Origin of the sequence: Streptococcus sp. 116-D4, from assembly GCF_009731465.1 — a bacterium.
Classification (GTDB): domain Bacteria; phylum Bacillota; class Bacilli; order Lactobacillales; family Streptococcaceae; genus Streptococcus; species Streptococcus pseudopneumoniae_E.
Genome location: NZ_AP021887.1, coordinates 730,112 through 744,677, shown reverse-complemented (window position 1 = coordinate 744,677; position 14,566 = coordinate 730,112). Strand labels below are relative to the sequence as shown.

Below are 14,566 nucleotides of genomic sequence, written 5' to 3'. Positions count from 1 at the left end.
CTTAGTTTTCCTCCTTTTCTAACTGAGCACTATCAGACGAAATGACTCCATCTCGAATGACAATCTGACGTTTGGCATAAGCAGCTATTTCAGGCTCATGCGTTACCATGATAATGGTTTTTCCTTCTTTGTTCAAGTCAACCAATAGTTGCATAATTTGATTTCCTGTTTTGGTATCCAAGGCTCCTGTCGGTTCGTCTGCTAGGATAATAGAAGGATTGTTTACCAAGGCACGCGCAATAGCCACACGTTGTTTTTGACCACCAGATAATTCTGAAGGTAAATGGTGACTACGCTCAGTCAATTCAACCTTATCTAGATATTCCTCAGCTAACTTGCGCCGTTTTGAAGCCGAAACTCCTGCGTAAATCAAGGGCAATTCTACATTTTGCAGAGCATTGAGTTTGGATAGAAGAAAGAACTGCTGAAAGACAAAACCGATTTGTTGGTTGCGGACCTTGGCTAGTTGTTTTTCACCAAGTCCAGCTACTTCTTGGCCTTCAAGATAATATTCTCCACTGGTTGGTGTATCCAACATGCCAATCGTATTCATCAGAGTGGACTTACCAGAACCAGATGGTCCCATGATGGCGACAAATTCACCCTCATTCACTTCTAGGTTGATATTTTTAAGTACCTGCAGTTCTTGATCACCATTACGGTAGCTTCTACAGATATTTTTTAGACTAATTAGTTTCTTCATCAGCCTTCACCTCTTTTCCTTCCTCTAGAGAGGACGTTGGGTTACTGATGACCTTGACTCCATTTGTTAGACCTGAAGTGATTTCTTGGTTGTCTGCATCAGCATTACCCAAACCAACTTCCACTTTCTTAGCCTTTTTCTGCTCGTCAAGCACCCAGACATAGTTCTTATCATTTTCAGTCACAACACTTGTTAGAGGAACCAAAATAGCTTTAGTCTTGTTCTTCACCTCAACACTTACTGAGAATCCCTGTTTCAAGTCACCAATTTCACTTGTAACATCGATGGTATATGGATATTTAGAACCTGAATTACCACCAGCGGCAGCAGCTGCACTTGCTGCTTCGCCATTGGTTTTAGGGTAATCAGAAATATAGCTAATCTTACCTGTCCAGCTCTTATCTTGGTAAACTTTAGAAGTAAAGGTTACTTCTTGACCTACAGATAGGTTGGCAAGGTTATATTCAGATAGTTCCCCCTTAACTTGCAAGTTTTCATTACTTACGACATGCACTACCACTTGGCTAGCTCCTGTTGGAGATTTTGAAACATTGTGGTTGACTTCAACCACAGTCCCCTCAAGTGTACTGAGAACCATCATTGCATCCAACTGACTTTGAGCCTTGCTTAATTGCGCTGCTGCATCTGCACGAGCATCACGAGCATCCCCTAATTGTGCATCAATAGAGGAAACTGCATTTCCTGAAGCTTGCGCTGTTGCACCTTCGCCTCCTGCTGGCGCTGGTAACTGTGGAGCCGGAGCTGAAGCAGCTTCATCTCGTGCTTGATTGAGTTCATTGATATGACGATCTGCCTTAGCTACTGCTCGGCTAGCTGAATCATAGGCCGCCTGGACTTCAGAACTACTGTACTTGACTAAAGCCTGCCCTTCGCTGACCTTATCACCCACAGAAACAAGGATTTCATCTAAATCTCCCTTACTAGCATCAAAATAAACATATTGTTCATTTTTTGCTGTTACTGTTCCTGACAATAAAACAGAGGATGCGACGCTTCCTTCCTTGGCAACAACAAGATGAGTAGGCTCATCTTTTACAGCGCTCTGAGATGGTTGTCTAAAGAGCAAAATCCCCCCAGCACCTAATACAACTACACTGGCAGCACCGATTGCTGCATACAATTGCCACTTTTTAGCTTTACGATTCTTCTTCATAATGAAACTCCTTTTTGATTTAAAGTCCTTAACAATATTATACAAAAATTACCAAATATAAACAATAACAGTTCAGAACGAAATAATGACATTTCAGGATTCAATAAATGTTCGGAATTTATTTTAACCATCATTGTACTAGTTATATAATACACTTTATTTTTCCTTTTTGCAAGCCTTTTCTTTAATTTTTTTGAACGTAGCAGATTTTTGCAATCACATCAAAAAAAAGATAGAATATGACTATCAAAAAATGACACTCTACTATTTCAAAGAGTACAAAGGAGTTTACAATGAGAGAATATGATATCATTGCTATCGGTGGAGGCAGCGGAGGGATTGCTACCATGAACCGTGCTGGTGAACATGGAGCCAAAGCGGCCGTTATTGAGGAAAAAAAACTAGGTGGAACTTGCGTCAATGTCGGTTGTGTTCCTAAAAAAATCATGTGGTACGGGGCGCAAATCGCTGAGACTTTCCATCAATTTGGAGAAGACTACGGTTTTAAAACTACTGATGTTAACTTTGACTTTGCAACCCTACGTCGCAATCGTGAAGCTTACATCGATCGCGCTCGTTCTTCTTATGATGGCAGTTTCAAACGCAACGGTGTAGACTTGATTGAAGGTCATGCTGAATTTATAGATTCTCATACTGTCAGCGTAAATGGTGAACTGATTCGTGCCAAACACATCGTGATTGCGACTGGTGCCCATCCAAATATTCCAAATATTCCTGGTGCTGAACTAGGTGGCTCTTCTGATGATGTATTTGCTTGGGAAAAATTGCCTGAATCTGTAGCCATTCTTGGGGCAGGTTACATTGCTGTTGAATTGGCTGGCGTGCTCCATACCCTTGGTGTTCAGACAGATTTATTCGTCCGTCATGATCGTCCTTTACGTGGTTTTGATTCTTACATCATTGAAGGTTTAGTAAAGGAAATGGAAAGAACAAACTTACCACTTCATACTCACAAAGTCCCTGCCAGGTTAGAAAAAACTGCTGAAGGCATTACCATTCATTTTGAAGATGGGACTAGTCATACAGCTAGCCAAGTTATCTGGGCTACAGGTCGCCGTCCAAACGTTAAGGGCTTGCAACTTGAAAAAGCTGGAGTGACTCTGAATGAACGTGGCTTTATACAAGTAGATGAATACCAAAATACTGTTGTTGAGGGAATCTACGCTCTAGGTGATGTAACAGGTGAAAAGGAACTGACTCCAGTAGCTATCAAGGCTGGACGTACTTTGTCTGAACGTCTCTTTAACGGAAAAACAACTGCAAAAATGGACTACTCAACTATTCCAACTGTTGTCTTTTCACACCCTGCTATCGGAACGGTTGGTCTGACTGAGGAAGAAGCTACTAAACAGTATGGACAAGAAAACGTTAAAGTTTATACATCAAAATTTGCATCTATGTATTCTGCAGTTACTAGTCACCGTCAAGAAGCTCGCTTTAAACTAGTTACAGCCGGTGCAGACGAAAAAGTAGTTGGCCTTCATGGTATCGGCTACGGCGTTGATGAAATGATTCAAGGTTTTGCTGTAGCAATCAAGATGGGAGCTACAAAAGCTGACTTTGATGCAACTGTGGCGATTCACCCAACTGCATCTGAAGAATTTGTAACTATGCGTTAATCGAAATAAATGAAGCAATGCAAAAACACTTCTAAATATCAAAAAGCGAGTATTTCCGTAGTTGGAGATACTCGTTTTCTTATGTCTTATTTTTATAGTATGTTGAAATAATATATGCAAAAATCAATTAACAAACCATAGCAAAATACAAGGATTATAATACAATCATTTATTCTTTTCTTTAAAAGATTCATATATTTTTTTATATAACTCTTTTATATCTTTTTTCTGAGAATTCAACTCTTCTTTACCGTAGTCAAAGTTTGCTACCACAAATCCCTCGCTATCATCAGAAAAAGTAAAAAATTCTATTCCAATTAGTTTATTATGCTTAGAGTCCTCTATAGTGTCTCCTAAACCATTATTGAATTTCTTCACTTCTTCTTCCCGAACTCCGAACCCCGTAGCAGCTCCATTTGCAATGATGTTTGAAAATACTTCTTCTGAAGACGCTACTTCTTTCACAGTTATGAAGTATGTGGCCTCTTCTGTTTCTACTTGTCTCACTTTATTCCATTTTTCTGTATCACCAGAAGAAACCGTATAAACTGTTAACTCCAGTGTTGGTTTAATGGTATTTTCTTTTTTGATCATTTGTTTTCCAAAAAGGAAGATAGCAAGTAACCCAGCTACAAAAATCAAAGCAATATAAATTATCTTTTTCATACATTATCCCCTATATCTTTCATATCAATGATCACATCAACTTTGTTATAGACAGCTGGATCATGAGTCGCTATAATAACATATTTATCTTCATCTCTTTCATTTAATAATAAACGAATAATTTCTTTTCCAATCTCACCATCTAAAGCTCCTGTGGGTTCATCTGCTAAGATAATTTTACGTGGTTTCATTAACATTCTGGCAATAGCTACACGTTGAGCCTGCCCTCCAGACAATTCATATATTTTTTGATGTAAATAGTCACTCGACAGTCCTACTTTTTCAAGTACATCAGTTATTGTTTTTTTGTCTTTAGTGATAAGTTTCAGATTATCATATACTGTTTTGTTATCTATTAAAGAATAATTCTGAAATACATATCCAACAGTATTTTTAAAAAAAGTTCTTTCTTTTATCTTCCAAATATCTTGTTTATCAACTAAAACATTCCCACTGTCAATTTTTTCTAATCTTCCTATAATATTAAGAAGGGTGCTTTTACCAGAGCCAGAACCTCCAATCAATGCATAGCTTTTTCCAGATTCAAATCTTAAATTTAAGTCTGTAAAGATCTTCTTTGAGCCGAAACTTTTTGAAACGTTCAAAAGGTCAATTGTCATGTTTCATCTCCTTTTAAAATTTTAGTGTAGCTTTCAGATAATTTTCTAAAACTCATGATTATTGACAACATCAAAACTAGCAGAGAAGCCGCTCCAATATATAGCAACTCTATTTGCCCTGTCATAAGAAATGTAAATAGTATAACCATTGTAATAATCATCATAAAATACTTGAGACTTGAAATTGCTATATATGTTTTTGACAGACCCAAAATGATTTTTTTCACATATTCATTCTGTTTTAGGACAATATAAAGTTGGACATATTGATAAATGAGTATAAAGACAATACTGTAAATTATCTTCTGCAAGATTTGTGAAAGTAGAATTTGGTGCTCTAAGGATTGAATCTTTAATTTCACAATTTGGTAAACATCTACTGGATTCATTGAGAAATTCAACGGGGCAGTCATCTCATTTATTTTTTTTACCGCTTCAGGACTAAAAAGAGATTTAGATAGTATGTTACTAGCCAAAGAAAACTTATTATTTTCAATCATTTTATCCGTATCTAACACAACAACTATATTATCTTTGCTATCTGCTAGACTTGTCATTGGTAAAATATCTTTATTTTTATGATCGATATCAGCATCCTCATTGAAATAAAAAATTTTATTACCGTCAGGAATTATTTGTACTGCAAGCTGTTCTTTTGTATAGTTTGTTCCAATAAATTGTTCTGCTACAACTGTATTCTCAATGGATTTCTGGTTTTCTTTCCACTTCTCAGGAATATAAATGGTTGCTATCTTATTATCTAAAAGATGATAGTTTGTTCCATTCACTTTATTTTGTAGGTTAGCACCTGTTTGATTGATATAAATCAACTCTTTATTTATTTCTGGATTCGTTATTCCGTCATTTTCTAATTGTTTAGAAAAGTCTTCTAAAACATGAGATGTTTTCATGAAATCTGGAACATATGCCTTAGATCGGTCTATATATAAATAATCTAAGTTTTTTAAGGCAGCAGCTATCTGTAGATACTGACCATCCGAATCATTAACTTCTCCATTTTTAGCAGAGTTATTTTCAATTCCAAGGAACTCAATCCTTCTCCAGTCTTTTACTGTGTCCCATGGTACTAAATTCTGTAGCTGGATGTTAATACTGGATTGACTACTCTTTGTTTCTTGTAAAAAAATTCCTGAGACAATGATGATAATCGAAATAATGGCAAGCCATACGACAAAAATAAGTTTATTTTTCGCCTTGTTTTTGATAATTTCAATTGGCTTTTCAACCTGAATCGTCAACCAAAATAAAACAAAAGTAATGAGATCAATGATTTGAAATAGTATAAAATTCGTTAAAAGCAGAGAGAAAAATAACTTAGAACTATAGGTGAAGAAACCATTTCCCAAAAAAGAACTGTAAGAAATCATCAATAAAGCCATCATAATCAGTTCAAAAATAAGAGAAATCACATAATCTCTTCTAAGGTCGTATACAGGCAATCCCAAAGAACGTCGTATCACTCCTTCTTTGATCTGTCTCGTCCTAACAACAAATAAAACAACTAATAAAGTTAAGTAAATGGAGCTCATTAACAGTATTCTTAAAGTTCCAGTGAATTGTAATATTCCTCCTATATACCAAGGATAAGCCATATAGACTGTTTGTAGTCCAGTCATAGTAAGTGGTTTCAAACTGTCTACATCCATTTTCCCAAGTGTGTAATACATCCCTACTATTGGTGCTGTCTTTAATTGTTCATTATTTACATCATCAAACTTTACATACTTCAACTGACCCGAACTCTGAACGATTGGTTTATAAATGGTAACCTTTTCCGTTTTTGATAAGTCACGAACCATTTCGTATATTTCGTTATTAGAAAGATTACTTTTCCCTTGAATAGAAAAAGCACCATCAATTGGTAAAGGTATGGGGATTTCGGTATCACTAATAGCGACCAAACCAATTGCAGCAATCAAACAAAAGAAGAATCCAATGATACATAATTTTAATTTCATAAGCACTTACCCTATTACAAAAGACCCTATTTTATAATTGGGTCTCCTGTTTTCATAAATTATTTTTAAAATCTATAATAATCCCAATATGCATTTAAGCGAACATCGTTCCAAGATTTTGTTGCACTTGAATATGCCCATCCATAATCTCTTTTATCGTAAGCTTTAACGGCTCCCCAAAAATTCGTTACTGAAGATTTTGATCCAATATTATTTGGAGAACTAACAAAGTAATTTGAATAACCATAGCTATCACTTACACCATACTCCCATACATCAATAATGGGACTTGGAGCAGGGTGTGCCGTTACTGCGTTAACGACACTAGCTGTAGTAGCAAATCCAAAACTGAAAAAACTTGCAACTAGAAAAACAGATGCTTTCTTATTAATTCTTTTTTCATTTTACTTCTCCTTGAATTTAAATATTTGATGAAGATTAAATAATAGTCCCTTTTTAGTCCCTCCATATTACTTTAATATGAATTGATTATATTTAGGTTTTTAATCACCGTTATGGTATCTAGAGTCGTTAAAATATCTTATAACTACCCCTCCTTTTGAAATTGAACATCTCTAATTGTATCCGCTTACAATTTTTATCATAGCACTTATTTTTTAGTTTGTCAAGTATTTATAGTATATTTTTTATTGATAAAATGGGATTATCTATAAAGGCGATTTACAAATCGATAAAAAAATTATCCAACTTAACTAGTCAGCAAAATCGGCCGTGACAGTTTTTGTTACCTTATCCTATAGAATAGGTTGACAATTATCCCCCTTCCAGTATAATAGTTACTATAAATTAAAAAAGAGGTTAACTATTATGAAAAAAGCGCATATTTACGCTATCCCTGCTATTGGGGCTGCTCTAATTGCAGTATTAGCCCAAATCAGTCTTCCAATTGGACCTGTTCCCTTCACTCTGCAAAACTTTGCAATCGGCTTGATTGCTACTGTCTTTAGACCGAGAGAGGCTGTACTTTCTGTTGGACTCTATCTTCTTCTAGGTGCTATCGGTCTTCCTGTCTTTGCAGGAGGTGGAGCTGGTTTTCAGGCTTTAATTGGCCCTACTGCAGGCTATCTTTGGTTTTATCTCGTTTACTCTGGACTTACTTCCTCTCTAACCAACAGCAAGAGTGGTGTTGTCAAGATTTTTCTTGCAAACCTCTTAGGTGATGCCCTTGTCTTTGCAGGCGGAATTCTCAGCTTGCATTTTCTAGCTGGAATGGCATTTGAAAAAGCTCTTGTTGTGGGAGTATTTCCCTTTATCATTCCAGACCTTGCTAAACTTCTGGCTATTAGTTTTATTGGCCGTTCGCTACTTCAACGCCTTAAAAATCAGGCTTACTTTGCTAACTAAAAAAGGATATCGAGTTGCCATGACTCAGTATCCTTTTCTTTTATTTTGAAAACCTATACTCAATGAAAATCAAAGAGCAAACTAGGAAGCTAGCCGCAGGTTGCTCAAAACACTGCTTTAAGGTCACAGATAAAGATTGACGAAGGCAGCTCAAAACACTGCTTTAAGATTACAGATAAAGATTGACGAAGGCAGCTCAAAACACTGTTTTGAGGTTGCAGATAGAACTGACGAAGTCAGTAACATATAACTACGGCAAGGCGAAGCTGACACGGTTTGAAGAGATTTTCGAAGAGTATTAATTGCCTTTAAAGGCATCCACCATCGTTTGAAATTCTTCATTGGAAAGAGTAATTCCCTTGCCCATTTTAGTATGGTCTGGGCTCCAAGCACGAATATCAAACTTAGCAGGAGCACCATTAAAGCTCACACGGTTGATTTCCTTGGTCCAACCTTTTTCGTTTTCAGAAAGAGTCAACAAGTGCTCTTCGATTTCAAATGTAAATTCTGCCATTTTCTTCTCCTTTTTTAGCTTTCATTTGATTATTCGTAAAATCTTGTAGATTTTAGGAAAATTTTATATAATATTGATATAAAAGAAGGGAGGCCACTATGAGACATAAATTCCAGCAAGTTCTAGATAAAATACATGACTTTTTAAATGGACATGACCAACCTGACCAGACTGAAAGCAACTCCCTTACAGCTACTATTGAAGAGGCTATCCAGAAACAAACCGCTGTTCACCTTATCTTATCAGAGACAAGTTTTACAGGTGACATCATCAAATACGATCAGCAGCGCCAACAAATTATCGTGAAAAATTTTGCTAAAAATGTGACCCGTATTATCCGCATAAGCGACATTCAACGTCTTCGCTTTGTCCCTTCAACCGTCCAAACAGCCCAAAAAAATAGATTTAAGAAAGAGTGAGATGTAGTTGCTTCATCCCACTCTTTTTTCTTAGCGAATTTGTTCAAAATGTAAATGAACAGCGATATGGTCTCCATAACCACTTCTTTCCAAGTCACGTTGTAGACGATAGGAAATGTAGTGTTCTGCAATGGTAATGTAACCTGCACCCAGTAAACGATGTTCAACCATAGATTGAATCATGCTAATGGTAGCACGTTCCACCTTGGCTTCTTCCAAATCCAAAACCACTTTCTTAGTAACTTGTGCAAGGTTTTGACGTAAATCATCTGTCAATACATAAACAGTCTGAGCTGCTTTTAAGATAGCTTGGTAAATCTTGTCTGGATTAAATTCAGCAATTTCTCCATCACGTTTGATTACTTGCATAGGTTTCTCCTTTATTATTTGTTTTCTTTAATTTCTGCCAGCATTTTTTCTTCTTCTGCTGTCAGTTGATACTGTTCAAGCAAATCGGGTCTGCGCTCGTAGGTTTTCTTTAAACTCTCGTACAATCGCCACTGACGAATTTTTTCATGGTGCCCGCTCATCAGTACATCTGGGACAACCATGCCTCGATAATCATAGGGACGTGTGTACTGAGGGTATTCGAGAAGTCCTGAGGAAAAACTATCATCTTGGTGGCTAGACTCCTTGCCAATCACTTCTGGTATCAAGCGTACCGTAGCATCTATCATGGTCATAGCCGCCAACTCTCCACCAGTCAAGACATAGTCACCCAGCGAAATCTCATCTGTCACCAAGGTCTTAATGCGCTCATCATAGCCCTCGTAGTGCCCACAGATAAAGATGAGTTCCTCTTCTTTGGCCAAATCCTCAGCATAAGCCTGATTAAACTGCTTTCCAGCTGGATCGAGGAGAATCACACGCGGATTTTTCTTTTCAATAGCATCAAAGGCATAGAAAATGGGTTGGGCTCGAAGTAACATCCCCTGACCGCCTCCGTAGGGCTCATCGTCGACATGGCGGGCCTTTTCAGCATTTTCTCGAAAATTATGATACTGGATATCCAAGAGCCCTTTTTCACGTGCCTTTCCAACGATTGAGTGCTCTAGCGGAGAGAACATCTCCGGAAAAAGGGTTAAAATATCAATCTTCATCGTCTAACCCTTCTAAGAGTTCTACATCGACCCGTTTATTTGGAATATCAACATTGACAACCACTGGCGGGATATAAGGCAATAACAAATCACGCTTGCCTTTTCGCTTGACCACCCAGACATCGTTAGCACCTGGTTGCAGGATTTCTTTGATGGTTCCAAGCAAGTTATCACCTTCGTAAACCTCTAAGCCAATAATCTCGTGATAATAAAATTCACCATCATCTAGGTCCTTCAAATCTTCCTCAGCAACTTTGAGACTGTAGCCCTTGTACTTTTCGATAGCGTTGATATGGTACATATCTTTGAATTTAATAATGTCAAAGTTCTTCTGTTTACGGTGGCTAGCGATGGTCACTGTTTGGACAAACTGATCTTTTTCATCAAACAAGGCCAGCTCAGTACCTTTTTTAAACCGTTCTTCTGCAAAATCTGTCACAGACAAGACTCGCATCTCACCCTGCAACCCCTGCGTATTGACGATTTTCCCAACATTAAAGTAGTTCATCTTGTCTCCTGTAATTTCCTTATCTCCATTTTCTTCTTACAATTTTTTGATAATATCTACAATTTTCTCTGATTCGGACCACTGTAAATAATGGTGTTTCCCTCCTAAAATGAGTTTAGTATTGGAAGTCCAATATTCTGATTCTCTGTACTCTTTTTCTCTATAAGCCTGACAAAAAATAAATACAGGTATATAAGATTCTATAGATACATTCTCAAAATCTTCCTTGGTGGTCTCAACAGATATCTGAAATTCTGGATCTCGGTTTTCCAACTCTAAACCTTTTTCTTGCATTATTTCCCAGATTTCTTTGTTAATTTCAGGGCTAAATGTTGCTTGAGTTAAGTTCTCAAAATAAAGTTCAGGACCATACTCGTCAATCAGCCTCATCTGCTCTTCCATTTCTGGATAAGGATTTTCTGAAAAATCAGCAAACATGACTTTTTTAGTTGTCGGTTCAATTGCTACTAAAGCCTGACACTTAATTGGTTTGTTGAGCAATTTACAAGCTAAAATTCCACTCAAACTATGTACACAAAGTATATATTCAGAAATCCCTAATTCTTCAAGTACTTCATAAACCGCATCTGCAAGATTATCTAGATTTTTTCCAGCTTGGTCATGAATCGGACTCCTACCTGTGTTCGGAAAATCAATTATCAAATAACCAATTGTAGGAGGAAGTTTTTCAAGTATAAGTGAAAAATTTTCATAACTTGGTAGCAAACCTGCGCCACTTAAACAAACTAGCACTTTCTTTTGCTTTTGATAAGTAACAGAGAGACTACCAATTTTTGTAGATACTTCAAACCTCTTCATAAAGAAATCCACTCGTTCTATATAATGAATTATTAAAAATCCTTATCCTTTATTTTATCACGTTCCAAAGATTTTCACAAGTTGAAGGAGGAGGACATCAACTCTCTTTCCATTCAAAAATCCTTCCAAATACCGATTATGCTATTACTTGATGGATTCTGTTTTACACTTCTGCACACAAAAAGCGAGACATCCGTCCCGCCCTTCTTATCTTTCGTCAATAACGATTCTTACTTTTTTGTCTTCAGTTGGGATAGAGTAGACAATCGTTCTTATCGCAGAAATAGTGCGACCCTTACGACCGATTACACGACCCACATCACTTTGATCAAGATCCAAGTGATACTCCAAAAACTCTGGTGTATCTTCAATCTTGATAGTTAAGGCATCTGGTTGTGAAATCAAGGGTTTCACAATCGCAATAATGAGATTTTCAATCGTATCCATCTGTCAACCTACTTTAAACTTATTTTGAGAATTTAGAATCGTGGAATTTCTTCAATACACCTTCTTTTGAAAGGATGTTGCGAACTGTATCTGAAGGTTGAGCTCCATCAGCCAACCATGCAAGAACGCGGTCTTCTTTCAAAGTTACTTGGTTTTCAGCAACAAGTGGGTTGTAAGTTCCAACTGTTTCGATGAAACGTCCGTCACGTGGTGAACGTGAATCTGCTACGTTGATACGGTAGAAAGGTTTTTTCTTAGAACCCATACGAGTCAAACGGATTTTAACTGCCATTTTTAAAGTCTCTTTTCTTATTTTTTATTTCGGTGAAATAGCTGAGCTATTTAGCACATGTTCTATTATAGCAGATTTCTGACAGGTGTCAAGAAAAAAACTTGACAGACTATAAAATTTTTAAATTTTTTAGAAATTTATTAGACTAATAGGGATAAATTAGAAAGAAAAAATTTATGAATACTACTTTTGATTCTATCTATAAAGATTAACCTGTCAAGCCCTATATCTTTCCTAATCGTGATATCGAAGCTTGGCTACTAAATACTAAGCCCGTTCCCAAATGACACATGGTTTTATTAGCAGATGATTTACTAACAGGAGATATCATTCTCCTATGAAGAATCCAGTTTGGCACTTTTACAACCGAAACATGATTTTAAAAACTCCCATTCGAATATGTATCAAAATTCGCTTAAAATCAATGTTTTCCCACTTTTTCAGCAAACAAATTTTCATCTAATTTAAATAACTTTCAATTAAATGGTGTGAATTTTGCTTAAAATCATCAAAAACACCCCATGGTGTGAACCATGAAGTGTTGTAAATGCTGTATTGTAGCTAGTTCTTAACGTTTAGAGAACTGGCTAGCTTTACGAGCTTTCTTAAGACCTGGTTTGACACAGTTGGATTTCAGGTACTTTCAGTTTAGCTTTATATCAACCATCATCAAAATCCAACTATTTTCTTATTTTAAAAAATATGAATAAGTTTGATTGAATGAGGGAATTTCTTTAAATTTTTTCTTAGCACCTATAAGTTAATAATACTATTCTTTAAATTATAGTTTATAATTATCTGATGTTTCAATGACCACAAAACAAAGTACAGCGAATCACTTCCTTTAGTCAAACATATAACTGAACAACATTGTTTATCTTCCTGCACTTTCATATTTTTTCAATCCTTTTCTAAAAATTGTACGACTGATAATAATCAAAAAAACTGTAAAAACTATTTGATAGAAAAATAGGTTCAATGTATCTTTCCCTAAAAATATGGCTCTTTGTCAACTGTAGTGGGTTGAAGTCAGCTAAGCTCGAGAAAGGACAAAATTCGTCCTTTCTTTTTTGATGTTCAGAGCGATAAAAATCCTTTTTTTGAAGTTTTCAAAGTTCCGAAATCCAAAGGCGTTTCGTTTGATAAGTTTGATGAGATTATTGGTCGCTTCCAATTTTGCGTTGGAATAAGGTAATTGAAGAGCGTTGATGATTTTCTCTTTGTTCTTTAGAAAGGTTTTAAAGACAGTCTGAAAAATAGGATGAACCTGCTTTTGATTGTCCTCAATGAGTCCGAAAAATTTCTCAGGGTCTTTGTTCTGAAAGTGAAAAAGCAAGAGCTGATAGATCTGATAGTGGTGTTTCAAGTCTTCTGAATAGCTCAAAAGCTTGTCTAGAATCTCTTTATTGGTCAAGTGAATACGAAAAGTAGGACGATAAAAACGTTTATCGCTGAGTTTTCGACTATCCTGTTGGATGAGCTTCCAGTAACGCTTGATAGCCTTGTATTCATGGGATTTTCGTTCAAACTGATTCATGATTTGAACACGCACACGACTCATAGCACGGCTGAGATGTTGGATAATATGGAAACGATCCAACACGATTTTAGCGTTTGGAAAAAGCTGTTTAGCCAAGTCATAGTAAGGACTAAACATATCCATCGTAATGATTTTCACTCGACATCGAACGACTCTATCATATTTAAGAAAGTGATTTCGAATGATAGCTTGTGTTCTGCCTTCAAGAACAGTGATGATATTGAGCTTATCAAAATCTTGAGCAATGAAACTCATCTTTCCCTTTGTAAAGGAGTACTCGTCCCATGACATAATTTCAGGAAGACGAGAAAAATCATGCTTAAAACGGAAGTCATTGAGCTTGCGAATGACAGTTGAAGTTGAAATGGACAGCTGATGAGCAATATCGGTCATAGAAGTTTTTTCAATCAGCTTCTGAGCAATTTTTTGGTTGATGATACGAGGGATTTGATGATTCTTCTTGACGAGAGAAGTCTCAGCAACCATCATTTTTGAACAATGATAGCACTTGAATCGACGCTTTCTAAGGAGAATTCTAGTAGGCATACCAGTTGTTTCAAGGTAAGGAATTTTCGAAGGTTTTTGAAAGTCATATTTCTTCATTTGACTTCCGCAATTAGGGCAAGGTGGGTTCTCATAATCCAATTTAGCGATGATTTCCTTGTGACTATCTCTATTGATGATATCTAGAATCTTGATGTTTGGGTCTTTAATATCGAGAAGTTTTGTGATAAAATGTAATTGTTCCATATGATTCTTTCTAATGATGGTTTGATCGCT

18 protein-coding genes are annotated in these 14,566 nt (G+C 36.4%); 3 read left to right on the top strand and 15 right to left on the bottom strand.

The features are described 5' to 3' along the window. Nucleotide 1: 1 nt before the first annotated feature. Nucleotides 2-703, bottom strand: coding sequence for an ABC transporter ATP-binding protein (locus UKS_RS03850; RefSeq protein WP_000733789.1), 702 nt, complete (start codon nucleotides 701-703; stop codon nucleotides 2-4). Then, nucleotides 687-1,880 (bottom strand): efflux RND transporter periplasmic adaptor subunit, encoded by a 1,194-nt coding sequence (locus UKS_RS03845; RefSeq protein ID WP_173020493.1) that lies wholly within the window; start codon nucleotides 1,878-1,880, stop codon nucleotides 687-689. Before UKS_RS03845 ends, UKS_RS03850 begins: the two co-directional genes overlap by 17 nt. A gap of 290 nt (nucleotides 1,881-2,170) precedes the next feature. On the opposite strand from UKS_RS03845, the gene gor reads away from it, so the two are divergent. After that, nucleotides 2,171-3,517, top strand: a complete 1,347-nt coding sequence (gene gor, locus UKS_RS03840; protein WP_156011876.1) for a glutathione-disulfide reductase — start codon at nucleotides 2,171-2,173, stop codon at nucleotides 3,515-3,517. A gap of 165 nt (nucleotides 3,518-3,682) precedes the next feature. Here the strand turns inward: gor and UKS_RS03835 are convergent, their stop codons facing one another. From UKS_RS03835 to UKS_RS09960, 4 genes are all read right to left on the bottom strand, one after another. Then, complete coding sequence (locus UKS_RS03835; protein ID WP_156011875.1) at nucleotides 3,683-4,183, bottom strand: hypothetical protein; 501 nt, start codon at nucleotides 4,181-4,183, stop codon at nucleotides 3,683-3,685. Further along, the gene (locus UKS_RS03830) at nucleotides 4,180-4,803 is read right to left on the bottom strand and encodes an ATP-binding cassette domain-containing protein (protein ID WP_156011874.1); all 624 of its coding nucleotides are present in this window, start codon (nucleotides 4,801-4,803) and stop codon (nucleotides 4,180-4,182) included. The genes UKS_RS03835 and UKS_RS03830 overlap by 4 nt, the downstream gene beginning before the upstream one ends. Next, on the bottom strand, nucleotides 4,800-6,782 hold the full coding sequence (locus UKS_RS03825) for an ABC transporter permease (RefSeq protein ID WP_156011873.1): 1,983 nt from the start codon (nucleotides 6,780-6,782) through the stop codon (nucleotides 4,800-4,802). Before UKS_RS03825 ends, UKS_RS03830 begins: the two co-directional genes overlap by 4 nt. A gap of 65 nt (nucleotides 6,783-6,847) precedes the next feature. Beyond that, on the bottom strand, nucleotides 6,848-7,174 hold the full coding sequence (locus UKS_RS09960; RefSeq protein ID WP_319024059.1) for a hypothetical protein: 327 nt from the start codon (nucleotides 7,172-7,174) through the stop codon (nucleotides 6,848-6,850). A gap of 436 nt (nucleotides 7,175-7,610) precedes the next feature. Between UKS_RS09960 and UKS_RS03820 the strand changes: the two genes are divergently transcribed. After that, the gene (locus tag UKS_RS03820; RefSeq protein ID WP_156011872.1) at nucleotides 7,611-8,147 is read left to right on the top strand and encodes a biotin transporter BioY; all 537 of its coding nucleotides are present in this window, start codon (nucleotides 7,611-7,613) and stop codon (nucleotides 8,145-8,147) included. A 298-nt stretch (nucleotides 8,148-8,445) separates the two neighbouring features. On the opposite strand, the gene UKS_RS03815 is transcribed toward UKS_RS03820, so the two are convergent. Next, on the bottom strand, nucleotides 8,446-8,661 hold the full coding sequence (locus UKS_RS03815; RefSeq protein ID WP_000807422.1) for a YdbC family protein: 216 nt from the start codon (nucleotides 8,659-8,661) through the stop codon (nucleotides 8,446-8,448). 98 nt (nucleotides 8,662-8,759) lie between these two features. On the opposite strand from UKS_RS03815, the gene UKS_RS03810 reads away from it, so the two are divergent. After that, complete coding sequence (locus tag UKS_RS03810; RefSeq protein WP_001216096.1) at nucleotides 8,760-9,080, top strand: hypothetical protein; 321 nt, start codon at nucleotides 8,760-8,762, stop codon at nucleotides 9,078-9,080. A gap of 30 nt (nucleotides 9,081-9,110) precedes the next feature. On the opposite strand, the gene UKS_RS03805 is transcribed toward UKS_RS03810, so the two are convergent. From UKS_RS03805 to UKS_RS03770, 8 genes are all read right to left on the bottom strand, one after another. Further along, nucleotides 9,111-9,449 (bottom strand): ATP cone domain-containing protein, encoded by a 339-nt coding sequence (locus UKS_RS03805; protein ID WP_001196040.1) that lies wholly within the window; start codon nucleotides 9,447-9,449, stop codon nucleotides 9,111-9,113. A 14-nt stretch (nucleotides 9,450-9,463) separates the two neighbouring features. Continuing rightward, nucleotides 9,464-10,180 carry a tRNA (guanosine(37)-N1)-methyltransferase TrmD gene (gene trmD / locus UKS_RS03800; RefSeq protein WP_156011871.1) on the bottom strand — a complete coding sequence of 239 codons (717 nt, stop codon included), beginning with the start codon at nucleotides 10,178-10,180 and terminating at the stop codon, nucleotides 9,464-9,466. After that, nucleotides 10,170-10,688 (bottom strand): ribosome maturation factor RimM, encoded by a 519-nt coding sequence (gene rimM / locus UKS_RS03795; protein WP_156011870.1) that lies wholly within the window; start codon nucleotides 10,686-10,688, stop codon nucleotides 10,170-10,172. Before rimM ends, trmD begins: the two co-directional genes overlap by 11 nt. Before the next feature lie 36 nt (nucleotides 10,689-10,724). Beyond that, complete coding sequence (locus tag UKS_RS03790) at nucleotides 10,725-11,507, bottom strand: alpha/beta fold hydrolase (RefSeq protein ID WP_156011869.1); 783 nt, start codon at nucleotides 11,505-11,507, stop codon at nucleotides 10,725-10,727. Between the two features lie 207 nt (nucleotides 11,508-11,714). Continuing rightward, a complete protein-coding gene (gene kphA, locus UKS_RS03785) occupies nucleotides 11,715-11,954 on the bottom strand; it encodes an RNA-binding protein KphA (RefSeq protein WP_117304884.1) in 240 nt (79 codons plus the stop codon). Nucleotides 11,955-11,973: 19 nt separating this feature from the next. Further along, nucleotides 11,974-12,246 (bottom strand): 30S ribosomal protein S16, encoded by a 273-nt coding sequence (gene rpsP, locus UKS_RS03780; protein ID WP_000268760.1) that lies wholly within the window; start codon nucleotides 12,244-12,246, stop codon nucleotides 11,974-11,976. Nucleotides 12,247-13,120: 874 nt separating this feature from the next. Further along, a complete protein-coding gene (locus UKS_RS03775) occupies nucleotides 13,121-13,225 on the bottom strand; it encodes an ABC-2 family transporter protein (RefSeq protein WP_232049756.1) in 105 nt (34 codons plus the stop codon). A 54-nt stretch (nucleotides 13,226-13,279) separates the two neighbouring features. Next, the gene (locus UKS_RS03770; protein ID WP_173020489.1) at nucleotides 13,280-14,536 is read right to left on the bottom strand and encodes an ISL3 family transposase; all 1,257 of its coding nucleotides are present in this window, start codon (nucleotides 14,534-14,536) and stop codon (nucleotides 13,280-13,282) included. Nucleotides 14,537-14,566 lie beyond the last annotated feature (30 nt).